Source organism: Dysgonomonas sp. UBA7710, assembly GCF_002482385.1.
GTDB lineage: Bacteria > Bacteroidota > Bacteroidia > Bacteroidales > Dysgonomonadaceae > Dysgonomonas.
Genome location: NZ_DLFW01000047.1, coordinates 118,271 through 143,525, shown reverse-complemented (window position 1 = coordinate 143,525; position 25,255 = coordinate 118,271). Strand labels below are relative to the sequence as shown.

At 39.6% G+C, this 25,255-nt stretch carries 13 protein-coding genes; 11 read left to right on the top strand and 2 right to left on the bottom strand.

Translation table 11 applies throughout. The annotated features are described in order from the left end of the window. Positions 1 to 29: 29 nt before the first annotated feature. Positions 30 to 980, top strand: a complete 951-nt coding sequence (locus B3317_RS16250; protein WP_291113504.1) for a glycoside hydrolase family 43 protein — start codon at positions 30 to 32, stop codon at positions 978 to 980. 306 nt (positions 981 to 1,286) lie between these two features. Here the strand turns inward: B3317_RS16250 and B3317_RS16245 are convergent, their stop codons facing one another. Beyond that, entirely contained in the window at positions 1,287 to 2,201 is a 915-nt protein-coding gene (locus B3317_RS16245) for an AraC family transcriptional regulator (protein ID WP_291113502.1), read from the bottom strand. 139 nt (positions 2,202 to 2,340) lie between these two features. Between B3317_RS16245 and B3317_RS16240 the strand changes: the two genes are divergently transcribed. The 5 genes from B3317_RS16240 to B3317_RS16220 all read left to right on the top strand — a co-directional run bounded on the left by B3317_RS16240 (position 2,341) and on the right by B3317_RS16220 (position 12,317). Continuing rightward, a complete protein-coding gene (locus tag B3317_RS16240) occupies positions 2,341 to 3,717 on the top strand; it encodes a sugar porter family MFS transporter (RefSeq protein WP_291113500.1) in 1,377 nt (458 codons plus the stop codon). 126 nt (positions 3,718 to 3,843) lie between these two features. Continuing rightward, the gene (locus tag B3317_RS16235; RefSeq protein WP_291113498.1) at positions 3,844 to 7,188 is read left to right on the top strand and encodes a DUF5107 domain-containing protein; all 3,345 of its coding nucleotides are present in this window, start codon (positions 3,844 to 3,846) and stop codon (positions 7,186 to 7,188) included. Beyond that, on the top strand, positions 7,185 to 9,356 hold the full coding sequence (locus tag B3317_RS16230; protein WP_291113496.1) for an alpha-galactosidase: 2,172 nt from the start codon (positions 7,185 to 7,187) through the stop codon (positions 9,354 to 9,356). The genes B3317_RS16235 and B3317_RS16230 overlap by 4 nt, the downstream gene beginning before the upstream one ends. Continuing rightward, positions 9,353 to 11,311: a glycoside hydrolase family 97 protein gene (locus B3317_RS16225; RefSeq protein WP_291113494.1), complete on the top strand. Its 1,959-nt coding sequence runs from the start codon at positions 9,353 to 9,355 to the stop codon at positions 11,309 to 11,311. Before B3317_RS16230 ends, B3317_RS16225 begins: the two co-directional genes overlap by 4 nt. A gap of 1 nt (position 11,312) precedes the next feature. Then, positions 11,313 to 12,317: an aldose epimerase family protein gene (locus tag B3317_RS16220; RefSeq protein WP_291113492.1), complete on the top strand. Its 1,005-nt coding sequence runs from the start codon at positions 11,313 to 11,315 to the stop codon at positions 12,315 to 12,317. Here the strand turns inward: B3317_RS16220 and B3317_RS16215 are convergent. Beyond that, positions 12,297 to 12,437 carry a hypothetical protein gene (locus tag B3317_RS16215; protein WP_291113490.1) on the bottom strand — a complete coding sequence of 47 codons (141 nt, stop codon included), beginning with the start codon at positions 12,435 to 12,437 and terminating at the stop codon, positions 12,297 to 12,299. The two genes, B3317_RS16220 and B3317_RS16215, sit on opposite strands and share 21 nt — an antisense overlap. Before the next feature lie 439 nt (positions 12,438 to 12,876). Here B3317_RS16215 and B3317_RS16210 point away from each other — a divergent pair, with 439 nt between their 5' ends. The 5 genes from B3317_RS16210 (at position 12,877) to B3317_RS16190 (ending at position 25,207) form a co-directional block, all read left to right on the top strand. Then, a complete protein-coding gene (locus B3317_RS16210; protein WP_291113959.1) occupies positions 12,877 to 15,921 on the top strand; it encodes a SusC/RagA family TonB-linked outer membrane protein in 3,045 nt (1,014 codons plus the stop codon). A gap of 45 nt (positions 15,922 to 15,966) precedes the next feature. Then, a complete protein-coding gene (locus B3317_RS16205; RefSeq protein WP_291113488.1) occupies positions 15,967 to 17,580 on the top strand; it encodes a RagB/SusD family nutrient uptake outer membrane protein in 1,614 nt (537 codons plus the stop codon). A gap of 14 nt (positions 17,581 to 17,594) precedes the next feature. Then, a complete protein-coding gene (locus tag B3317_RS16200) occupies positions 17,595 to 19,700 on the top strand; it encodes an alpha-galactosidase (protein WP_291113486.1) in 2,106 nt (701 codons plus the stop codon). A gap of 155 nt (positions 19,701 to 19,855) precedes the next feature. Further along, the gene (locus tag B3317_RS16195) at positions 19,856 to 22,060 is read left to right on the top strand and encodes an alpha-galactosidase (RefSeq protein WP_291113484.1); all 2,205 of its coding nucleotides are present in this window, start codon (positions 19,856 to 19,858) and stop codon (positions 22,058 to 22,060) included. A 738-nt stretch (positions 22,061 to 22,798) separates the two neighbouring features. After that, complete coding sequence (locus B3317_RS16190) at positions 22,799 to 25,207, top strand: glycoside hydrolase family 95 protein (protein WP_291113482.1); 2,409 nt, start codon at positions 22,799 to 22,801, stop codon at positions 25,205 to 25,207. The last annotated feature ends 48 nt before the right edge of the window (positions 25,208 to 25,255 follow it).

Below are 25,255 nucleotides of genomic sequence, written 5' to 3'. Positions count from 1 at the left end.
GTTAAAGAACAAAAAAGGACAGAGAAAGAATGAAGACATTAATTAACCTTATTTTATTACCGGTACTTCTTTTCTCTTGTGGAGGAAAGCAAAGAACGGCAGAAGCCGAGGATGCAAAATCTGTGTATTTATTCTCGTATTTCAAGGGAAATGGAGACGGCCTGCATTTGGCATATAGCAAAGACGGGATGAAATGGGAAGCATTGAATAACGATTCCATTTACCTGAAACCTGAAATTGGAAAAGATAAACTGATGCGTGACCCCAGTATTGTTCAGGATGAAGAAGGTACTTTCCATATGGTATGGACTTCGGGCTGGTGGGATCAGGGTATTGGCTATGCATCGTCCAAAGATTTGAAAACATGGTCGCAACAAATGAATATTCCGGTTATGGAAAAGTTTGAAGGAACGAAGAATACATGGGCGCCGGAACTATTCTATGATAAGAAAGACAGGACTTTCTATATCTTCTGGGCCTCGACTATACCGGGTGTGTTTCCGGATTTACCTACTTCTGAAAGCGAAAAGGGATTAAATCACAGGCAATATTATGTAACAACTAAAGATTTCAAAACGTTCAGCGATACCAAACTGTTCTTTGAACCGGGGTTCAGTGTAATTGACGGCGCCATACTGGATAAGGACGGGCTTCATTATCTTTTTATAAAGAATGAAAATTCAAGTCCGGCAGAGAAGAATATCCGTATAGTATCAAATGATAAGCCTTACGGCTTTCCTGTTACGGTGTCAGAGCCTATTACAGGGGACTATTGGGCGGAAGGGCCTGCGCCGTTACAAGTTGGAGAATATGTTTATGTGTATTTTGATAAATACAGGGATCATAAATATGGAGCGGTAAGGTCGAAGGATATGAAAGTATGGGAGGATGTTTCCGACTCTATTGTTTTCCCTGTGGGCGTCCGGCATGGTACGGCTTTTAGAGTTTCTGAAGACATATTGAACAACTTGATTAAATAATTTATTTCATAGATAATAATAACCGATGAATCCTTTATTATTCCATAAAACTTTATCTATGTATATAGCTTTTGTCGTTAGCTGATAGTTATTAATTCTTTGAAATATTGAACAGGTCTCCTGGCCCCCGAAGGGAAAAAGAAAAAATGAAGAGAGAGAAATTAAAAAGTTATAAGTGTAAATAACTGAAAAAAGTGTTACATGTGTTACTTTTTTGTATAGGCGCCTTTGCGAGAAATGTCAAACATTTCTTTTTATAGTCTAATTAGAACTTAACAGTGCTGCCCTTATATCTAAGTAATGATTTCAAATATTTTTAATATTGCCGCTTTTGTCCTCATGGTATCTTTTTCTGTACTCTTTCGGAGTTATTCCCATTTCCTTGATAAAGGAATTGGAAAAATGGAACGGATCATAATATCCCAGCCGGAAAGCTATCTCTTTAATTTTTAGGTCTGAAAATTGGAGAAACGAACATGCTCTTTGTATTTTTAACTGATTATAATATACCATAGGCGAAAAAGATGTTCTCTGGGTGAATAATGTAGTGAAATGAGAGCTTGAATAGCCTACAGCATCTGCAATATCTTTCAGGGTTATTTTGTTTTCGAGATTATCTTTCATATAGTGGATACATTGTTGTATCACATCATCGACTCTCACATTTTTAATTTCCCTAAACTGAGTAAGGTATTTCAGGGAAGCCAGAAAGTGCATCAGACAAAAACTGATATATTCGAGGTTCTCGGGATTATATCCCATTTCCAGATTTTGATACATGTCCTCAAATAAAGTGATACGGTCGTTATATCTACTGTTATCAGACTCTTTTATAAATAGTTGCCTCCCGATAATAGAACTGAACATATGCACATTTTTTCCGTTAAAGTGTATCCAGTATATGCTCCACGGATTACGGCTGTCTGCTCCATAAGCATGGCTTTCACTCGCCGGAATGATGAATGCCTGATTTTCTGAAAGGATATACCTTTCATCCTTGCATTCAATCCATCCTTTACCTTTTTCACAATAGATAAGAATATTCTCATTCGTTCCATCTATCCTTTGTCGAAAATGATATTTTGCATTCGGGTAATAACCAATATGGGTTACATATAATTGTCTGGTTATTTCGTTAGAATCCTGGTATTCTCTTATATTATAGGGGGTAACGATAGCCTTCTCACCTTTGAAACCTTCGGCTATTTCAATGTTTTCCATGATTGTTCTATTTAAATGGTATTGATTTTGTCCGCTAAAATAATAATATTTTACATGTTTTTGAAGAAAAGTTACATTTTTAGTTCATATGAAGATAGTACTTTTACATTCATTAAACTGACATTAAATCAATATCACGATGAAACAAAAGAATAGTTCTTATTTATTGCTTATTACATTTGTCTCAGCTATGGGCGGACTACTGTTTGGGTACGATTGGGTAGTTGTCGGCGGGGCAAAGCCATTTTATGAAGTCTTTTTTGATATTACAGACTCACCTTATATGCAAGGATGGGTAATGGGTAGTGCTATTCTGGGATGTCTGATAGGTGTGATGGTATCCGGCAGTTTATCAGATAGTTACGGAAGAAAGCCTTTGATGATAATAGCATCTCTTGTGTTTATCGTGGCCGCTATAGGCACAGGTATCAGCGATACATTACCCTGGTTTATAGCATACCGTATTTTGGGTGGTATAGGTATTGGTATAGCTTCCAATTTGTCGCCGATGTACATAGCTGAAGTGTCCCCGGCGAGCGTGAGAGGTAAATTCGTTTCGCTCAACCAGCTTACAGTTGTAATTGGAATACTTTCTGCACAACTGGTAAACTGGCTTATCGCAGAACCAATTAATCCGGGAGAAGATATTTTGAATTCATGGAACGGCCAAATAGGATGGCGCTGGATGTTTTGGGCCGGAGGCATTCCCGCTATACTATTCTTTATAATGATATTCATTGTCCCCGAAAGTCCGAAATGGCTTGGTACACAACTGAAATTTGATAAGTCCGAAAAAATCCTGACACGAATTGGCGGTATAGAATATGCTCAGTCAGAAGTATCGTCTTTACGTGCTTCTTTATCAGAAGTTACAGAAATGGCAGACTTCAGACTTCTCTTTAAAGGAAAGATGCCTAAAATATTACTGATCGGGGTTGTAATAGCCGCATTTCAGCAATGGTGCGGGATAAATGTAATATTCAATTATGCACAGGAGATTTTTTCTGCTGCAGGGTATGGCGTTTCCGATATTCTGTTCAATATAGTAATTACAGGGGTTACCAATGTCATATTCACTATAGTGGGTATGTATACTGTGGATAAGCTCGGGCGCAGGTCATTACTATTGTTTGGGGCTATTGGCCTGACATGCATATATGCCATTCTTGGAGCATGTTATTATTTTCACATTTCAGGTATGGCGGTATTAGTGCTGGTTATGCTGGCTATAGGATGCTACGCCATGACACTGGCTCCTATCACATGGGTGGTTATCTCCGAAATATTCCCGACACGTATTAGGGGAATGGCAATGGCTGTGTCTACATTCTCTCTATGGACAGCATGCTTTGTCCTTACCTACACATTCCCTTTACTGAATAGCGGTTTGGGCGCATATGGTACATTCTGGCTATATGGAATTATCTGTCTGTTAGGATTTATTTTCGTGAAGAAGAACCTTCCTGAGACAAAAGGTAAATCTCTTGAAGAAATAGAAAAAGAGCTTACCAGATAAGGAGTAGAGAGTATCCAAAACAATAATACTTAGATTATAACAAACTATTGCTGTTTTATCTGCAAAGAAAATAAATAGGTCTGCGACCTTGATTGTTTAACATTTAATTTAAAAAGCGAAAGCATAATGGAAAAGATAACTCATTATCTGATTCAATCTACAGTGAATGAAAAAAATGTAGTCCGTGCATGGAAAGAAAATATCATGTTGCCTACATATGAAATAGGAGAGGAAGAAAAGAATCCGATCTTTTTAGAAAAGCGGGTTTATCAGGGAAGTTCCGGGGGGGTATATCCCTATCCTGTAGTAGAAAAGGTTTCAGATGAAAAGAAAGATAAACAATATAAGGCATTGTTTATTGAGAACGAATATATTAAGGTAATGATATTACCCGAACTGGGCGGCCGTATACAAATGGCTTATGATAAAGTAAAACAACGTCATTTTATATATTATAACCAGGTAATCAAACCTGCTTTGGTTGGTCTTACCGGTCCCTGGATATCCGGAGGAATCGAGTTTAACTGGCCGCAGCATCACCGCCCAAGTACATTCCTGCCTACAGACTACCTGATAGAAGAGAATAAGGATGGAAGCGTTACTGTATGGTGTAATGAAGTGGAACGTATGTTCCGCACCAAAGGTATGCAAGGCTTTACTCTCTATCCGGGAAAAGCATATATTGAGATTAGCGTGAAAGTATATAACCGTACAGCATTTCCTCAAACGTTCCTATGGTGGGCTAATCCTGCTGTGGTAGTGAATGATGGGTATAAATCGGTGTTTCCGCCGGATGTACATGCCGTTTTCGATCATGGCAAACGGGCTGTTTCAAATTTTCCTATCGCTACAGGTGAATATTATAAACAAGATTATTCCGCGGGGGTAGACATATCTAAATATAAGAATATACCTGTTCCTACCTCATATATGGCTATCGAATCCAAATTCGATTTCGTAGGCGGATACGAAGATGATACAAAAGGAGGCCTGTTACATGTTGCCAACCATAATATTTCTCCGGGGAAAAAACAATGGACATGGGGAAACGGCGATTTCGGTATAGCCTGGGATAGAAACCTCACAGATGAGGATGGCCCATACATTGAGCTAATGACAGGTGTTTATACCGATAACCAGCCAGACTTCACATGGTTGCAGCCTAATGAAGAAAAATCATGGGTACAGTATTTTATGCCTTACGCTGAGGTAGGATATGTAAAGAATGCAAACAAAGACGCAATTGTAAACATAGAAATTGAAGGCCATAAGGCTAATATTATTCTTTACACAACTTCAGAATTCAAGAATCTCCGTGTAATTCTAAAGAATACAGAAGGCAAAATGTTTCTGGATGATTGTACAAATACTTCCCCGGCGGAATCGTATCTGAAAGAAGTCGTAGTTGGAGAAATACTTCCGGAGAATCTGAAATTTGAACTGTATGCATCAGATGGAAAAGAATTATTGGCATATCAGGCTGATAAACCCGAAATAAAGCCGACTCCGGATTCTGCAAAACCAGCGAAAGAGCCTAAGGATATCGCTTCTATGGAACAGCTTTATCTGACGGGACTTCATCTGGAGCAGTATCGCCACGCTACTTACAATCCGGTTGATTATTATATGGAAGCCCTCAGCCGTGAACCCGGTGATATTCGTTGCAACAACGCAATGGGGCTTTTACTGATGCGCAGAGGGCAGTTTGCCAAAGCAGAGCCTTTCTTTCGCAAGGCAATAGAAACCCAAACTGAACGCAATCCTAATCCATACGATGGTGAACCGCATTACAATTTGGGCTGGTGCCTTAAAATGCAGGGACAAAATGATGACGCTTATGCTGCTTTTTTCAAGGCGACATGGAATGCGGCATGGCAAGACTGCGGATATTTCGCCTTAGCCCAAATAGATGCAAACAGAGGTTTATGGACAGATGCTCTGGACAGGATAGACCGGAGCCTTATCCGCAACTGGCACAATCATAAGGCACGTCAACTCAAAACTTCAATATTAAGAAAACTGGGAAGAAAAAAAGAGGCATTGAACCTGATTGAAGAATCGCTGAAAATCGATAAATTCAATATGGGATGCCGTTTCGAACAATATCTTCTGACAAACGATACTAAAGACCTGAATGAACTGAAAGCATTGATGCGAGGAGCAACCCATTCATATATCGAATATGCTCTCGATTTCGCCAATGCAGGTATATATGAGGAAGCGGAACAATTCCTGTCTTACAGTATAATCGATGAAAATAATGTATACCCGATGGTATATTATACGTTAGGTTATTTTGCTTCACAGTCGGGCAATCCGGTAAAAGCAAAAGAATACTATATAAAAGCATCACAGATGCCTCCCGAAAAGTGCTTCCCGAATCGGATAGAAGAAGTGAATATTTTACAGGATGCAATGAAAGTAAATCCTTCGGATTCTCTGGCGCCATATTACCTTGGCAACTTCTGGTATGCCGCCCGCCAATATGATGAAGCAACAGTATGCTGGGAAAAATCAAAAGAACTGAATAATAAATATCCTACCGTATTGCGTAATCTGGCTTTGGCATACTATAACAAATACAATAAAAAACAGGAAGCAAAAGAGCTACTGGAACAAGCATTTGCGTTGGACCCGACAGACTCACGTCTATTGATGGAACTGGATCAACTCTACAAAAAAAGAGGATTTTCCCATGCCGAACGGCTTGCTTTACTCGAAAAGTATCCTCAACTGACGGAGCAGCGCGATGACCTTTGCATAGAACGTATCACCCTTTATAATCAATTGGGTAAATATAAAGAAGCTATGGAGCTTATTAATGCGCGCAAGTTTCATCCATGGGAAGGTGGTGAAGGGAAAATCACCAGGCAATATATACTTTGCCGGATAGAGCTGGCAAAACAATCTATTGCAAGTAAACAATATGGAGAAGCTTTGAGGCTCTTGCATGAAACAGACACTTATCCTCATAATTTGGGCGAAGGCAAATTGGCGAATGCTGAAGAAAATGATATTGATTACTACAAAGGAATTGCGTACCGGGGCCTGGGCGATGAACAAAAAGCTCAGTTCTTCTTGCAGAAAGCAACTGTTGGAATGGCGGAGCCGCAACAGGCATTTTTCTATAACGATCAGCAACCGGACAAGATTTACTATCAGGGGCTGGCATGGGAGGCTCTGGGTAATATGGATAAAGCACACAGCCGTTATAACAAGCTGGTAGCCCATGGAGAAAAACATCTGTTCGATAACTGCCGTATTGATTATTTTGCGGTTTCTTTGCCGGATTTGGCTATTTGGGAAGATGATTTGAACACCCGTAATCAGATACATTGTTACTATGTAATGGGGCTCGGTCATCTGGGACTTGGTAATTTAAAGAAAGCCAAAGAATATCTGAGAAAAGTAAAAGAGTTGGATATAAACCATCTGGATAGTCAACTTATATTAAATAAAATTGAAAAATGAGATACCTGATTACAACATTATGCCTCATGCTTGCTATTGGGGTATTTGCAAATGATTTTATAACAATTACGACGGACAATACATGCCTGTTACTAAAAGTAAACGAAAAGAAGAAGCTTGAACAAAGCTACTTCGGTAAGAGAACTAGGCATTTGGACGAACTGGAAAAAGTCCCGTTAAAAGATTATAGCGTATACTCTACATTTGGTACCAACCATGTGTTCGAAGCAGCCTTGAGAGTAACCCACGCAGACGGGAATACATCTACGGATCTCGTTTATATATCTTCAAAATCAGACCGGCCGGATGGTAATATTGTCCATACTGTCATATCACTGAAGGATGCTTATTACGGGTTGTATGTTGACCTGCATTATAATGCCTATCAGAAGGAAAATATTATCGAGCAATGGGCAGAGATTCGTAATACCGAAAACAAAAGCGTGAGACTCGAGAATTTTGCATCTTCCGATTTGTCTTTTTATGCGAAGAACTATTTTGTAAGCCAGTTTCACGGAGATTGGTCCGAAGAGATGAACATTGCCGAACAAGAACTGACTCCGGGTATTAAAATTATTGATTCGAAATTAGGCGTAAGAACAAATCAATACACGCATCCATGTTTTCTTTTATCATTGGATAATCCTGTGGAGGAAAATCATGGTGAAGTTATTGGTGGCACACTGGCCTGGCCCGGAAACTTCCAATTCTGTTTCGAGGTCAATAATGACCAGGAATTGCGCGTATTATCCGGAATAAATCCTTATGCCTCTGCATATACTTTGGATAAAGATAAATCATTTAAAACTCCTGCTTTATTATATACATACAGCAATGAGGGCAGTGGCGAGGTGACACGCAATTTTCATCGTTGGGCACGGAAGTACGGAATTAAAAATGGCGATAAAGAAAGAAGTATCCTGTTGAATAACTGGGAGGCAACTTATTTCGATTTTGATGAACCAAAACTAACCCGGATTATTGACGATGCATCTAAGATGGGCTTTGAATTATTCCTTCTTGATGATGGCTGGTTTGGTAACAAGTATCCGCGCAATGGTGATAATGCCGGGCTTGGAGACTGGCAAACCAATAAGAAAAAACTGCCGAACGGTATTCCATACCTGATAAACGAATGCCATAAGAGAGGTTTGAAATTTGGTATCTGGGTAGAACCTGAAATGGTAAACCCGAAAAGCGAATTGTATGAAAAACATCCTGACTGGATAATCGCGCAGCCTCACAGGGAGCGTACCGAGCAACGTAACCAGTTGATTCTGGATCTAAGTAACCCTAAAGTACAGGAGTTTGTATACAATACTGTGGATAATATATTGCAGGAAAACCCGGGTATAGATTATGTGAAATGGGATTGCAACAGATTTGTATATAATCCGGGTTCATCATATCTTGCTGCCGGCCGTCAATCTCATCTCTGGATAGATTACAGTAATGCTCTGCTGGAAATAATGAATAAAATAAGGGTGAAATATCCTGATGTAACATTTATGTTATGCTCCGGTGGCGGAGGGCGTATCGACTATGCATCCATGAAGAATTTCGATGAATACTGGATCAGTGATAATAACGACCCGTTGCAACGAATCTTCACACAGTGGGGCGCACAATATTTTTTTCCTACTATCGGATTGGCAAGCCATGTTTCTGTATCACCTAATCATATCTCAGGTCGTAGTACTCCTTTGAAATATCGTTTTGATGTAGCGATGGCAGGTAAACTTGGTATGGATCTGCAACCCGTGCAAATGACCGATGAAGAGAAAGTTTTCTCAAGAAACGCTATAGAAACTTATAAAAAAATAAGGAAAACCGTTTTACATGGAGACCTTTACAGAATATTATCTCCCTATAAGAATAATCGTACTGTTTTCATGTATATTTCCGAAGATAAGAATGAAGCTATTGTATTTAATTTCCTTGTAAGAAAAGAAATTAAACCTAATATACAAACAATATATCTTCAGGGACTTGACCCGGATATGAAATATACGCTGAAAGAAATCAACAAAATTTCACCTGACTGGTCGCGTTCGTCAGCATACGAGGGTAAGGAATTTAGTGGAGATTATCTTATGAATGTTGGGCTTACGTTCCCTATGTATAATGAATATGAAAGTGTTGTTCTTCAACTAAATAGTGTAAGATGATGAAATATTTATATATTCTGTTAACCGGTATTCTCTTTTTTACTTCTTGTAAGAAAGAGAATATCGAAATTGTATCCCCGGACTCTAAGTTGAAGATTGTGATCGAGACAAAAGATTCTCTGTCTTATAGAGCCTTATTTAACGAAAAAGAAATTGTAACCCGTTCGGTAATAGGGCTTGAACTGGAAGGGAAAACACCGGGGATAAATGCAAGGATAGAAAATATTCAGTCCAAATCTGTAAATGAGACGATTGAACCGTTATATGGTAAGTTTAAACTTTTATCTGATAATTATAATGAAACGAGAATAGATTTTGAAGGGGGCTGTTCATTAATTGTCAGGGCATATAACGAAGGTGTCGCCTATCGGTTTATTACTGATTTTGATGGGGAAATAATAGTGAAAAACGAAATTGTCAATGTAAATATAGCTGGAGATCCTGCCGTTATCTTTCAGGAAACATCCAATTATACTTCGTGGGAACTGATGCAAATAGATTACACCAGTGCGTCTGCTATAGCAGACGGAAAACGGTCTATTACTCCTGTATTATTCACAATGCCTGATAATGTAAAGGTTGTGGTGGCGGAATCCGATGTCAGGGATTATCCGGGCATGTATCTGGAAAAGAGCGCGAGGGGTTTTTCCGGAGATTTCGCACATTATCCTGATAGTACGGCTTTAGGCAGTTGGGGATTTGTTTCCGTAGTACAACGTACAAAGGATTATATTGCTAAAACCGATGGTAAAAAGGAGTTTCCCTGGAGAGTAATCATTGTAACGGAAGATGATAAGAAGCTGCTAACAAATGAGCTTGTTTACAAACTGGCAACACCTCAGGTACTGACGGATGTATCATGGATAAAACCCGGAAAAGCGGCGTGGGAATGGTGGCACGATGCCATATTGCCCGAAGCGGATATTCCATCGGGTATGGCTAACAGGAATACGGCCCTGTATAAGCATTATATAGATTTTGCAGCAGAAAATAATCTGGAGTACCTGATGATTGACGCAGGCTGGTCGCATATTTTCGACCTGTCGCAGATAAATCCGAAAGTAGATATAAAAGAGATAATCAATTACGGCAAATCAAAGAATGTAGGTGTATTTTTATGGTGTGTTGCTATGGCCCTGACCGATAAAGCGGATGAATATCTGAAAATGATGCACGATTGGGGTGCTGCCGGTATCAAAGTCGATTTCTTTGACCGTGATGACCAACTGGCAATGGATTGGTATGAGACAATTGCACGCAAGGCTGCGGAAAACAAGCTGATGGTTAATTTTCATGGTTGCAGTAAACCTACGGGGATGCAACGTATGTATCCCAATATAGTAAACTATGAAGCTGTACGGGGTGCCGAATGCTCCAAATGGGATTTGACTGCAAACCCTAAGCATCATGTGACTTTTCCATTTACCCGCATGTTGGGCGGGACGCTCGATTATACTCCGGGTGCGATGCGTAATTGTTCTCCTCAACTATTCAGGCCGATTGATCCGGGATTACCTTCTGCACAAGGAACCCGTTGCCATGAATTAGCGATGTTTGTCGTTTATGACCAGTATCTGGCCATGCTGTGCGATTCACCTTCCGAGTACAGAAAGGATTCCAATGTAATGAAATTCCTGTCTAATGTTCCTGTTATATTCGACAATACAATAGTATTGGATGCTAAAGTAGGGGAATATATCCTTATAGCAAAGCAAAAGGGTGAGAATTGGTATATAGGTGGAATGACCGATTGGGCAGCCCGGAATATGACAATTGATTTTTCATTTCTTGACAAAGGAAAAGAATATAAGGCCGAGATCTATAAAGACGAAGATGATGCCGGATTATGGGCAACACATTATATATTTGAAACACAATTAATAGATAACAACAGTAAAATCGTAATTCCGCTGGCCCAGGGAGGTGGTCTTGCGATGAGAATATATCCTCAGTAATATGGCGAATATAGTAAAACGGAAAAGTGTTTTTATCAGGAAACAGGAAATTGCTTTATTTCGCATATCGAATGTTTCAGGAGCATATATCGAACTCACAAATATCGGAGCAAGTATAGTCTCAATCGTTGTTCCTGATAAGAAAGGAGTACTTTCCAATGTTGTTTTACGATATGACAATCTTGAAGATTATCTTACCGGTAATTTTTACCTTGGCAATACTGTAGGCCGGGTTTCCAACCGGATATCCAAAGCTCGTTTTACAATGGACGCCATAGTATATAATATGGATAAGAATGATGGAGAGAATTCAAATCATGGAGGATATAATGGCCTAAACAAGAAGATATTCAGCTATCACATCAACAATGAAAGCGTGGCCTTCTATATCGAAAGCCCTGATGGAGAAGGAGGGTTTCCCGGAAATTTGAAACTCCGGGTAACCTATTCCTTTTCTGAAAATAATGAGTTGCAAATAGAATATAGCGCTGTTTCGGACAAACGGACTCCTGCCAGTTTTACAAACCATACCTATTTTAATCTTTCGGCTAATAAGGATAATATACTTAATCACCAGTTGAGAGTAAACGCACAAAAATATTTGGAAGCAGATGCCGAATTCTTACCAACAGGCCGGATTTCAGGCATTGAGGGAACCGCATTTGACTTCGGCGATTACAAGATTATACAAAAAATGGCCTTACTCAAGGAGGATAATCTGGACGGTTATAATGTTTATTTTATCAAACAGGATAATAAGAAAGCTCTCGGTTCAGTAAAAGATACTATTTCCGGCAGGGTATTGGATGTCTATTCTACTATGCCCGGAGTTTTGTTTTACACAGGTGATTTTCTATCCGGCCAGTTCTTGCCATTTCAGGGGCTATGCCTGGAGGCGCAATATTACCCCGATGCCATGAATCACACTGATTTTACACGAAATATTCTGGAACCCGGCAAAGAAAAAAAGGATACAATTATTTATTCATTCAGGGCCGAAGAATAATTTATCCCTTATTCTGTTTTTTGCTTTTTCTACAAGATTCTGAGATAACGGTATTTTCAATACAAAGTTATTATTTTCTACTATCGAAGAATAGATATCCGTTATAAATATCTGTTTCATATACCTGTTCTGAAAAAATGATGTAGTATTAGAGCAAGTATACATAAAATGAAAATTACAATGGTCGCAAGAAATATAACATATGTCTCAAATCTATCAAAAAATACATATAATCTACATTTATTCTATTTTTTGAAGAGTCAAATTCTCTCATATTCAAATATTGAAACTACTTTCGCTAAGTAAATATAATGATAAGTATTAAAATTGAAAATAGTAATATTTTACATTTTTTCAAAAGGAACTTACATTTTTAATAGACATCAAAAATCTACTTTTACCATCAGAATAATGCATTATACCTAATATCATTTTAAGAAAAATAATATTCTATTTGTTGATTTCTGACAAGTAAATTAATAATCGATATTACCATAAATCTTTAATCTTAAACAACTAATTTATGAACAATTGTATTAACATTAATTCCAAACTGAAAATGGCATTAATAATGATGCTGTTTATTGTTTCCGGGAGTGTAGCTTTCGCACAGAATATGACTGTTACGGGAGTTATAACTGATGCCCAGACAAAAGAACCTGTAATTGGAGTGTCAGTGGCGGTGAAAGGCACAACCACCGGAACGTTTTCTGATGAAAACGGACGATATTCCATATCTGCGGCGAAAAATAACACATTGGTTTTTTCTTTTTTGGGGTATGAGACAAAGGAAGTCTCTGTAACCGGTGAAATAATGAATATTACCTTTATATCACAGGATTTTCAGATAGATGAAGTTGTAATAGTAGGTGCGACTTTCAAAAAAAGCGATTTGACTGGGGCTATAGGTAGTGTAAGCAGTAAAGTACTGGAAGAAAAACCTGTGACCAATATCAATCAGGCACTTCAAGGCCGTGTAGCCGGCGTTTTCATCTCGAACCCGACACGCCCGACAGATGATGCCTCTATCAAAATCCGCGGTATCAATACAATCAATGGTTCTACCGATCCTATATATGTGGTAGACGGCATGGTAATGGATAATTCGTTTTCCGGCTTCAATGCTGTGAACCTGAATGATGTAGCGTCTATCGAAGTGTTGAAAGATGCTTCTGCCACAGCTTTGTACGGATCACGCGGTTCTAACGGGGTTGTAGTGATTACCACCAAGAAAGGTAGGAAAGGGGAAGGTAGAGTGACCTATGACGGATGGATTGGTGTTCAGTCTTATGCCAATACTCCAAAGACGATGAACACCTCTCAGTTATTTGAACTTCGTAAAGAAGCCTATACAAACGGTTATAAGCAGACAAATCCGAATGGAGATGTAAATGCTTATATTAATGATGTTATTATGGGTTCAAATACCGTATTTGCCGATTATGAATTTAATGCTTACAAAAACAATGAAAACTATGACTGGCTGGATGCGGTGAGCCGTACAGGTGTACAGCAAAGCCATGTCGTAAGTTTGTCTAACGGTGACGACAGAGGTTCTTACTATCTCAGCTTCGGCTATACGGATAATAAAGGTGTGATTGAAAAATCCGAACAAAAAAAATATTCTGGACGTATTAACGCCGACCAACAGATAAAGCCTTGGCTGAAAGTCGGTACGAACACTTCTTATACACGTACAAATAATACATTGGTTGATGACGGTATTATGAACCGTGCGCGTTTGGCTAACCCGATGCTGGCAATCTCCGATGAACTGGAGACATTGAACTGGCAGGGAATCTTCGATCAGAATAATTTTAATCCTTTACGATCTTTGAAAGTTGACAATGACTTAGTATATAATCGCTTACTTAGCTCTAACTATATTAATATTAATCCAATAGACGGATTGAATCTGCGGTCGACTTTCTCTATCGACTATGCTCAGAAGCAGCAAAATAAATACACTCCTAACGATATTTATGAATCGGAGCGTTACGGAACTCAGGGTGAAGCTGTCGACAATCGTGACACACGTACCGTATGGCAATGGGATAACACAATTTCTTACGCAACCACTATTAATAACCAACATAAACTGAATGGAATGTTGGGTACAAGTGCTACCCAAACAAATTACAGTTATATTAATGGAACTTCCACAGGTTATGGTTCTAACCTATTCGGGTATCACAGCTTACAATCAGGCTATAAGAAAGACCAGCGTGGTTTGAGTTCGGGATGGTCAAAACAGACTTTATTATCCTATATTGCACGTGTAAATTATACTTATGCAGATAAATATTTATTGACAGCTACTGCCCGTTACGATGGCTCATCCAAATTTGCTAAAGGTAACCAGTGGGGTATATTTCCCTCATTGTCAGCTGCATGGAATATTACGCAGGAAGACTTTATGAAAAACCAGACTATCTTTGACCAGTTGAAATTACGTGCCGGCTTTGGTGTGGTAGGTAATCAGAATATCGACGACTTCGCTTATCTCTCTCTATATAATGTCAGCTATACCGGTACTTCGGAAACAGGTTATACCAATTCATTCGTATCCAACGGGCGCCGTGGTACACCGGATATTAGCTGGGAAAAACAAAAACAATGGAACCTGGGTCTGGATATGGCGTTCTTAAAAGGTCGTATCAATCTGTCTGTGGATGCTTTCTTAATAAAGAACAAAGATTTGCTTATGAGCCATTCATTACCTACTACCACAGGTTATTCAACTACAATTGAAAACATTGGTGCTATCGAAAATAAAGGTTTGGAGTTCGCGTTGAATGCAAATTTGTTGAGAACAAAAGACATTGAATGGAACTTCGCGGCTACGCTGTCGATGGATAAAAATAAGGTTACTCAACTCTACGGAAACACGGGAGTAGTTTATAAGGTAGATGGTGACCGTAATATCCAGAAAGAAGGCAATCTGTTTCTGGGTGAATCGCGCAACACACTTTATATCTGGAAGACAGGTGGTATTGCTCAGGCGGTGGATATGGATCGTTTGAACGGAATCAATTGGAATGGTTATAATGTAAATCCGGGAGACCTTTATCCTTTAGATGTAAACGATGATAAGCAAATAGACCAGAATGACCGTGTTGTCGTAGGTTCTACAGACCCTAAGTTCTATGGAGGTTTCTCTTCCGATTTCAGTTGGAAAGGTCTTTCCTTGAATGCTGTGTTCAGTTACTCTTATGGCGCTAAAAAATTAAGTCCGTGGTATGAGTCCCTGATTGGTAGTACTGGTTCGAGCGTTGCCTCAACTGACCTGCTGGATCGTTGGACCCCTGAAAATACAGATGCCAGATTTCCACGTGCGTTGGCTGGTTTTGATTATAATCACTATAACGCAAGCCAGATGGACTTCAGTGTGCAAAAAGCGTCATTTCTTCGTTTGTCTGCTTTGACACTGGCTTATACCTTCCCTGCTAAAGTAGTAAATGCCATGAAACTCTCCAATCTCCGTGTTTATACCACTGGTTCTAACATCTTCTGTCTGACCGATTATAAAGGATATGATCCTGAAACAGGCGATTGGTATCCTCCTACACGTATGTGGACTTTCGGCGTAAATATAGCTTTCTAACGGAACAGGAGATATAAAACATTTAAATTATAAAGAGAATATACAATGAAAAAGATATATAAATATAGTGCAATATGTGTGTTGGTTTGCACATTTGCTCTGAACACAACTTCCTGTGCTGATTTTCTGCAAGTAGATCCGACAGGATCATTAACCGAAGAACAGGTTTTTGAAAAGATTGATAATGTAGAACCATTAGTTCTCGGATTATATAAGAGTTATCGCAATTGTAAAGAAGGGCGTAACGGCTTAATGCCCTATTTGGGAACTGATGAAACTCAGCAAGGGAACTTCCAGTTGATTTCTTCCGGCGACCAGGCCGGTATGGACAAATACAACGGACAGTTGAATGCCACTTCTACCCAGGTTTCGAGTATCTGGAACAATCGCTGGCCAGCCGTTGTATCGGCCGCGAAAGCTATTTATGCATTAGGCATGACTACCGAACAGCCCGAACGTGCCGCGAAATTACTGGGAGAAGCTTGTTTCATCCGTGGAATGTTGATGTTTGAGCTGAGTATGTATTGGGGAGAGATCCCGGTTATTGATATTGCAAAGACTAATGAGTTAGGGCTTGGACGCCAACCGCTGGATATAGTATGGAAATATATTATAGATGATTTTACAACTGCAGCCCAGAATTTGCCGGATTCCTATAACAGCGAGCCACAACGCGCAACGAAAGGTGCTGCTTTGGCCATGCTCGGAAAAGCTTACATGGCCGCTCCCGAATCGACCAACTTACGCGATTTCTCCAAGGCGGATGATTGCTTTAAACAGATAATCGATATGGGCCGTTACAGATTGTTGGATAATTATGGTGATTTGTTCCGCTATGACAACCCCAATTCAGCCGAATCACTGTTCGAATTGCAATTCAATAACGTATGGCCGGATTGTAATTACTGGCAGTTCGATACAGGTTCACGGGCCTGCGACTCATGGTTCAGTCAGGGATGCTCTTTCTCCGGTTATGACTTCCTTGTTCCTACCCCATTTGTTTATAAAACGGTAACAGAAGGAGGCATTTGGGAAAATGGAGATTTGCGTAAGGACGCAGCGTTGCGTTATGACTTCACATACTATACCAATAAATATACGGGAGACGGTTCATTTGAATATGTAACCCCGGACTTATCAAAAACCCAATGGACAGGAACAACAGATGAATTGGACCCGCATATCAGGAAATATGAAGATTTCCGCACGGATATTCTTTCAGGCCTTGGAATCAACAATATGTGGAATTCAGGTAAGAATTTTGCTGTGATACGTTATGCGGATGTTCTACTTTTGCATGCTGAGTGCTTGAATGAATTAGGACAAACTTCTGATGCGGTAAATCTGGTAAATAATGAGATTCGTACACGTGCATGGGGAGGTACACTACCGGCAGATAAGAAGTGGAGTAATATGTCTCAGAGCGATTTCCGTATAAAAGTTATGGATGAGCGTATGCGTGAGTTATGTTTTGAAGGATGGCGCCGTATCGACCTGTTGCGCACCAACAACTTTGTAGAGCTGGTAAAAGAGCGTAACAGATGGGCGAGAGAATCGGGAACAATACAGGATTTCAACAAACGTTATCCGATTCCAGACACAGAGATCAAGACTAACGAAGCATTCACTCAAGAAGATCAAAATCCGGGTTACAATTAATTAAATTAGATAAGATGATTTACAGGACAATAAAAGGTCTTATTATTCTTATTAGTATGAGTTGCATATGCCTGCCGGCATGTGCAACTTATACCAATGACAATAAGATAGAGTATAAACAATGGTCTATTGTTTATAATAAGGACACTAAAACATTAGATTACAAACACAATGGCAAACATATTCTATCAGGTGTGTTTGTAAAAGCAAAAATAGCCGGTGACTTTATAAAAAGTACAAATTATCCGCAAGTGAGTATTGATAAGACATCTGTGACCGATATATTCGGGGAAGGTGTAAAATTTACAGTCAGCTATACAGGGCTGGCAGGTAAGCCTGATATTAAGCAGGTATATTTTTTCTATCCAGATAAAGAATACTTCCTCACCGAAGTATATTTGGAATCCGAATCAGACATTTCAAGCAATTATATTGCTCCAATATATACTGCGACAAAAACAGCATTTCTTCCGGCGGATGAGTCAAACAGGGTTTTACGCGTACCTTTCGATAACGACGCGTTTGTACACTACTTATCCTCGCCGTTATCTACCGCAGATATGTCTTTCGAAGTAACCTCCATCTTTAACGGTAAAGAGCGTAATGGGCTGGTTATAGGCTCTGTAGAACATGATACATGGAAGACAGGAATCCGTTACAGAGGAGAGAATAATCAATATATCACTGAACTGGAATGTTTTGGTGGTGTTGCTCATGAATTGACAAGAGACATCAGCGAAAGACCCGACAGACCATCTAAAGAACATGGCAGTATTAAAGGGAAAAACCTGAAATCCCCTAAAATATTCTTTGGCATATTTAAAGACTGGCGCAAGGGTATGGAAGCTTTCGGAGAGGCTAATGCCGTAGTTGCTCCTCCGCGTAAATGGAATAGTGGTACTCCTTTTGGCTGGAATAGCTGGGGAGCTATGGCCGAAAAAGTAAACTATGAAGGGGCTGTAGATGTTGCAGATTTTATAAAGACGGAACTACAACCAAATAGTTTCGAAAATGATAATGTAACATATATTGGCCTGGACTCTTTCTGGGACAATTTTACGGAAGACCAGCTCCGTCAGTTTGTGGAACATTGCAAAGCCAACGGGCAGAAAGCCGGAATTTATTGGTGTCCGTTTTCCGATTGGCATGGAAATGCGGAAGCCTTTGTAGAGGGTACTAATAATGCTTATAAGTATAAAGATATATACCTTTATGCAAATGGTAAACCACGTAAAGTGGAGTCTCTGGCTGTAGACCCTACTCATCCGGGTACAAAACAACGGATGGCTCATTATATCAATAAGTTCAAGAGTCTGGGATATACATATGTAAAGCTTGATTTTATCAATAATGGTACATTAGAAGCAGATTCGTTCCACAATCCGGCTGTAACCACCGGTATACAGGCTTACAATGAGGGGATGGAATATTTGTCGGATTTATGCGGCGAGGATATGTTTATGGCACTGTCCATTGCTCCTACATTCCCATCTCAATATGGTACGTCGAAACGTATCAGTTGCGATGCGTGGGGTGCAATGACCGAAGGGGAATGGGGTACAACCGGCTATATGCTCAACAGTCTTTCTTTCGGATGGTGGCTCGACCGTGTATATCCGTTCAATGATGCGGATCATATCCTCCTTTATAAACCACAGGAAGCCGATGATTATAAAGAAGGTGCTAACCGGGCGCGTATCACCTCTGCTGTTATTACAGGTATTTATATGCTGGGTGATAATTTTAGCAGTAAAGGCAAAATCCCGGGAAATATAGCTGCACGGGAAAAGGCTGTAAAAGTAGCAACGAATAAAGAAATAAATGATATAGCCCGTATTGGCAAATCTTTTTATCCGGTAGAGGGCTATATTGCAGATGCCCCGGGAAAAGCAGAACCGTTCTATATGCTCGAAACTACGGATTGCACATATGTGGCAGTTTTCAATTTCGATAAAATTGCAAATAAAGCGGGAAGTATGAATCTGGATAGGATAGGATTGGCCGGTAATAAGGTAGAATGTAAAGAATTGTGGACTTCGTCAGAGGTCCCGGTCGAAAAAGGTATGCTCCAATACTCTGTACCGCCACAGGATGTAAGGGTATATAAGCTTACCAGATGATTTAAGTTTGGTTATCATATAAGGTACATATATGCCTTTGTGGCGGGCATATATGTTATCTTTTCTAAATGTATTAGGAAATAAATAAAGATTAATAATATAAGAAGATATTTTGTCTGATGTCCGACATTATATCCTTTCCAAAATTCATAGAAATGAAAACGTTGGTATTAAGTGTTCTGTTCGTTTTTTTTATTTACGTCAATGTCGAGGGTCAAGAGAAAAAAGTCATACAAGTTGAAACAAAAGACCTGACGATGGTTTTTACGGCAGTCCAAAACGAAAAGGTTATTTTTCAGTATTGGGGAAATAAGTTGAATGGAGTTTCTTCTTTCCTTAATAAAAAGATTAAGGGGCAGCCTGACACAAACGATGATTTTGCATCGCAACTATATCCGGCATATGGAGGCCGCTATTATCTCAACCCTGCATTGAAGCTGACGCATGACGACGGTGTCCTTACCACGGAACTGGTTTATATAAGTAGTCAGACAAAAGTGCTTGATGCTAACAAGACAGAAACGATCATCAGCCTTAAAGATAAATTATATCCTGTTTTTGTAGACATTCGCTTTGTCGCTTATCTGAAGGAGAATATCATATGCCAGTCCGCAATTATCCATCACAAAGAAAAAAGTAAAATCAAGGTAGAAGATTTCGCTTCTTCCTATATCCCTTTGCATGCCGGATCATATTATCTCATACACTTTAATGGAACCTGGTCCGCCGAGATGCAAGTGGAAGAAGAAGAGCTAACTCACGGTATAAAAGTCGTGGAAACTAAAAAGGGAGTAAGGGCTACTCAATCTGAGAATCCATCATTCATTTTATCACTGAACAGTCCTTCAAGAGAAGATTCGGGGGAAGTTTATGCCGGTTCTCTAGCTTGGTCTGGTAACTATAAGTTATCCTTCGAACTGGATGAAACAGGCAAACTGAGTATTTTATCCGGGATGAATCCTTTTGCTTCTACTTTCTATCTGGAACCTGATCAAAAACTTGAAGCACCGGAAATGGTGCTCACATACAGCGCAAACGGGATAGGACAAATATCAAGGAATTATCACGACTGGGCACGCAAATACGCTATGGCTCATGGAGACCAGCTTCATCCGGTTATCTTGAATAGTTGGGAAGGGGCTTATTTCTCTTTTGATGAGAAAACAATTACGGATATGATAGACAATGCTGCTAAATTCGGCGTGGAAATGTTTGTTCTGGATGACGGCTGGTTTGGAAATAAATATCCGCGTAACAGTGACAATGCCGGACTTGGAGACTGGCAGACCAACAAAAAGAAGTTGCCAAGAGGAATTTCCTATCTTGCAGATTATGCTGTAAATAAAGGATTGAAATTCGGTATATGGATAGAACCGGAAATGGTAAATCCGGATAGCGAACTGGCAAAGAGCCATCCGGAATGGATTGTAAAGAGTGGTAAGCGCGATATTCTTCCTATGCGTAACCAATGGTTGCTGGACTTGAGTAATCCGGAGGTTCAGGATTTTGTTTTCAAGACATTTGATGATGTGGTTTCATTATCTCCAAACATCAGCTATATAAAATGGGATGCCAACAGGCATGTGGACAATGTGGGTTCGGACTATCTTCCGGCTGATAAACAAACCCATTTCTGGTATGAGTATGTCAAAGGCTTATATAAAGTATATGATAGAATAAGGGCTAAATATCCCGATATTCAGATACAACTATGTTCATCCGGTGGAGGCCGTGTCGAATTTGGAGCATTGAAGTATCATGACGAATTCTGGGCAAGCGATAATACAAATGCCCTCGACAGGATTTTCATACAATATGGAACCAATCTTTTCTTCCCTGCTATTGCGACAGGATCACATGTTTCCACTAGTCCCAATCATCAGACGGGGATGATGGCTCCGCTCAAATTTCGCTTCGATGTGGCCATGTCAGGCCGTTTGGGTATGGAACTTCAACCAAAAGATATACAGGGAGATGAGTATGGTTTTGCGACAAATGCAGTAAAAGACTATAAACTTATCAGACCGGTTGTGCAATTAGGCGATTTATACCGGCTTATATCTCCTTATGATAAAAACGGCTGGGCATCACATATGTACGTTGCAAAAGATAAAAAGCAATCGGTATTCTTTGCATATAGCCTGAAATATCATGGACGTACAACTTATTTTGAGACAAAATTGAAAGGACTTGATCCTGATAAGAATTATAAAATCACAGAGTTGAATGTGAAGCCCGGGCAAAGTTCTTTTTATGGAAACGGGCAGATATTTACAGGAGATTACCTGATGAAAGCCGGGGTCAGCCTTAATATAGGAAATCCATTTGATAGTTCTGTGCTGCTTATTTCTCAGGAATAAGAATCTGTATATATCAATCATGTTAAGTATGAAAATTGGTACACTATTTTCTGGCCGTAGTTTGTGGGAGGTAAATTGGAAACCGGAAGAGCCAATAAAGATTCGAAGACTCTTATTCTGCCAGAGAATTATGGAACGGGGAAAACATCGGTTTAAAGCCCTCTTTTACTGTTCCGGCAAAGGATATTAATTAAAATATCACAAAATAAAAGCCTGTGATTATTATATTCCTTTAATTTTATCTATTATAGAGAGTAATAAGTTTTGAGTTTCAAGTTTATGAGTAAACAAGATACGAGATACAAGATGCAAATTGTTGACTGTTCACGTAAAAGGTGTAACCTTTGTTACTTTTTGAGAAAAGTTGCAAGGGCAGAGATGATTTTATTGTTAACTGATAACTGTTAACTGTTGACTGAAAAAAGTGTCACCTTTGTTACCTTTTTGGGAATAGTTACAAGTAGACAAGACACGAGATACAAGTTGTTAACTGCTAACTGTTTACTGTTAACTGAAAAGTTACCTTTTTTAAGAGTTGCGGGTTGGCTGGCACCTTGTTTTGTTTCACGCAAAGACGCAGAGACGCAAAGGTTTTACATCTTACGAGTCGTTGACTGCTAACTGTTGACTGTTCACTGATATTTCTGTTACCTTTGTTACTTTTTAATAAGATATCAATTGATTATGAGAGAAATAACTGTTTTATGTAATGTTACTTTTTTATCAAATACCAGAACCATGAAAAATAAATATTTATTGACTTTTTTGATTATAGTCTTATCCATCGCTAATATTCAGAATATTATATCTCAGAACAGCCGGTCATATACATTATGGTACGAGCAACCTGCTGATGAATGGATGAAATCCATACCGCTCGGTAACGGACGAATCGGAGCAATGGTATTTGGTGGTGTTGAAACAGAAACAGTTGCTCTTAATGAAATCACAATGTGGTCGGGTCAGCCTGATATATTTCAGGAACGGCCGTTAGGAAAAGAAATGCTGAACAATATACGCCAGCTCTTTTTTGACGGAAAGTATGCTGAAGGCAACCGTGTCGTATCAGAGTTCATGTCGGGTGTGCCTCACTCGTTCGGTTCACATGTTCCGGCAGGCGATTTGAAACTCAAATTTTATTACCCTGCGGCAAATATTTCAAATTATAAGAGAGAATTGACTCTTGATAATGCAATAAATACAGTAACATACAAAGTCGGAAATGTAGAATATACCAGGGAATATTTTTGCAGTAATCCTGACGATGCGCTCATTATCCGCCTCACAGCCAATAAACCGAAGTCTTTGAAATTTGATCTTTCATTAGATATGTTGCGTGAGTCCGTTTTCACTGCTACAAATAACAGTATTGAATTTTCAGGTAAAGTCTCTTTCCCAAAACAGGGACCGGGCGGGGTCAACTTTATGGGTAAAGTCTCTGTGAACGTTAAGGATGGAAAAGTATCGGGTACAAAAGATAAGATTAGCATAGAAGACGCGACATCTGTTACTATTGCTGTAGATATAAGAACGGATTATGCTAACGGACAATACAAGGAGGACTGTGTAAAAACAGTAGATAACGTATTAACGCAGGATTATAATATGCTGAAAAGTAGACATATAAATGATTACTCTAATCTTTACAAACGTGTTGATCTGTTTTTAGGAAAGAGTGAATCCGGCAATTTACCCACAGATAAAAGATGGGAGCGTGTAAAAGCCGGAAAGAATGATATTGGCATGGATGCCTTGTTTTTCCAGTATGCAAGATATCTGCAAATTGCCGCCTCCCGTGAGAATTCGCCATTACCTGCTAATCTGCAAGGGATATGGAATGATAACCTTGCCTGCAACATGGGATGGACAAACGATTACCATCTCGATATCAATACCCAGCAAAACTATTGGCTGTCAAATATCGGGAACCTGCATGAAACGAATATACCTTTATTCAATTACATAGAAGACCTGTCCATGCATGGGCAGAGGACGGCAAAAAACACTTACGGAGCAAGAGGCTGGCTGGCAAATACAGTCGCAAATGTATGGGGATATACTCCATCGGGACAGGGGGTCAATTGGGGATTGTTTCCACTTGCAGGAACATGGATTGCATCTCATCTGTGGACGCACTATGTTTATACGTTAGACAGAGATTTCCTGAAAAAGCAGGCATATCCTATCTTGAAAAGCAATGCTGAGTTCCTGATTGACTACATGGTTCAGGACCCTAAGACAGGGTATTTAATAACAGGTCCGAGTACTTCCCCTGAAAATTCATTCAGATACAAGGGAGACGAGTTATCCATATCGATGATGCCGGCCTGTGACAGGCAACTAGCCTATGAAGCCTTTGCTTCATGCATTGCTGCTTCGGAAGTACTAGGTGTAGACGCATCGTTCCGGGAAGAAATAAAGGCTGCATTGAAAGATCTACCTCCGATAATGATAGGCAAGAATGGAGCCATACAGGAATGGTTCGAAGACTTTGAAGAGGCGCAGCCGAATCATCGGCATACTACCCATTTACTGGCATTATATCCTTTCTCCCAGATTTCAGCGATAAAGACACCCGGGCTGGCTGCAGCAGCCAGAAAAACAATAGAATACAGGTTAGCTGCACCTGACTGGGAAGATGTGGAATGGAGCCGGGCAAATATGATCTGCTTATACGCGCGTCTGTTTGATGCACAAAAGGCATATGAAAGTGTGGTTCAGTTACAACGTGAATTTACACGTGAGAACCTGCTGACTATCTCACCCGAAGGCATTGCCGGAGCTCCTTATGATATATTCATATATGATGGAAATGAAGCCGGAGGTGCAGGTATTGCAGAAATGCTTATACAGAGTCATGAGGGATATATAGAATTTCTCCCGGCTTTACCTCAGCAATGGAATACAGGTTATTTTAAAGGCTTATGTGTGAGGGGAGGTGCCGAAATTGATCTGAACTGGAAAAATGGTAAAGTGGAGAAAGCATTGATAAAAGCTAAAATAGATAATAACTTCTCCGTCAAATTACCTGAAAATATGCCGTCTCCTCGAATCTTGAAAAATGGTAAGAAAATAGGATTAAGGCAGAATACAAACAGGCTAATTGAATTTGGTCTGAAGAAAGGAGATATTTTGGTAATTGAATAAACAGCGGTCTTTATGCTTTATGAGAGACTCTTTTCCGATGGTAGAAAA

What these genes read in the sequence shown, in the direction of transcription:
- B3317_RS16205 (WP_291113488.1), top strand. Translation starts at nt 15,967, where the DNA reads ATGAAAAAGATATATAAATATAGTGCAATATGTGTGTTGGTTTGCACA.
- B3317_RS16215 (WP_291113490.1), bottom strand. Translation starts at nt 12,437, where the DNA reads ATGAAACAGATATTTATAACGGATATCTATTCTTCGATAGTAGAAAAT.
- B3317_RS16190 (WP_291113482.1), top strand. Translation starts at nt 22,799, where the DNA reads ATGAAAAATAAATATTTATTGACTTTTTTGATTATAGTCTTATCCATC.
- B3317_RS16220 (WP_291113492.1), top strand. Translation starts at nt 11,313, where the DNA reads ATGGCGAATATAGTAAAACGGAAAAGTGTTTTTATCAGGAAACAGGAA.
- B3317_RS16245 (WP_291113502.1), bottom strand. Translation starts at nt 2,201, where the DNA reads ATGGAAAACATTGAAATAGCCGAAGGTTTCAAAGGTGAGAAGGCTATC.
- B3317_RS16225 (WP_291113494.1), top strand. Translation starts at nt 9,353, where the DNA reads ATGATGAAATATTTATATATTCTGTTAACCGGTATTCTCTTTTTTACT.
- B3317_RS16200 (WP_291113486.1), top strand. Translation starts at nt 17,595, where the DNA reads ATGATTTACAGGACAATAAAAGGTCTTATTATTCTTATTAGTATGAGT.
- B3317_RS16210 (WP_291113959.1), top strand. Translation starts at nt 12,877, where the DNA reads ATGGCATTAATAATGATGCTGTTTATTGTTTCCGGGAGTGTAGCTTTC.
- B3317_RS16235 (WP_291113498.1), top strand. Translation starts at nt 3,844, where the DNA reads ATGGAAAAGATAACTCATTATCTGATTCAATCTACAGTGAATGAAAAA.
- B3317_RS16195 (WP_291113484.1), top strand. Translation starts at nt 19,856, where the DNA reads ATGAAAACGTTGGTATTAAGTGTTCTGTTCGTTTTTTTTATTTACGTC.
- B3317_RS16230 (WP_291113496.1), top strand. Translation starts at nt 7,185, where the DNA reads ATGAGATACCTGATTACAACATTATGCCTCATGCTTGCTATTGGGGTA.
- B3317_RS16250 (WP_291113504.1), top strand. Translation starts at nt 30, where the DNA reads ATGAAGACATTAATTAACCTTATTTTATTACCGGTACTTCTTTTCTCT.
- B3317_RS16240 (WP_291113500.1), top strand. Translation starts at nt 2,341, where the DNA reads ATGAAACAAAAGAATAGTTCTTATTTATTGCTTATTACATTTGTCTCA.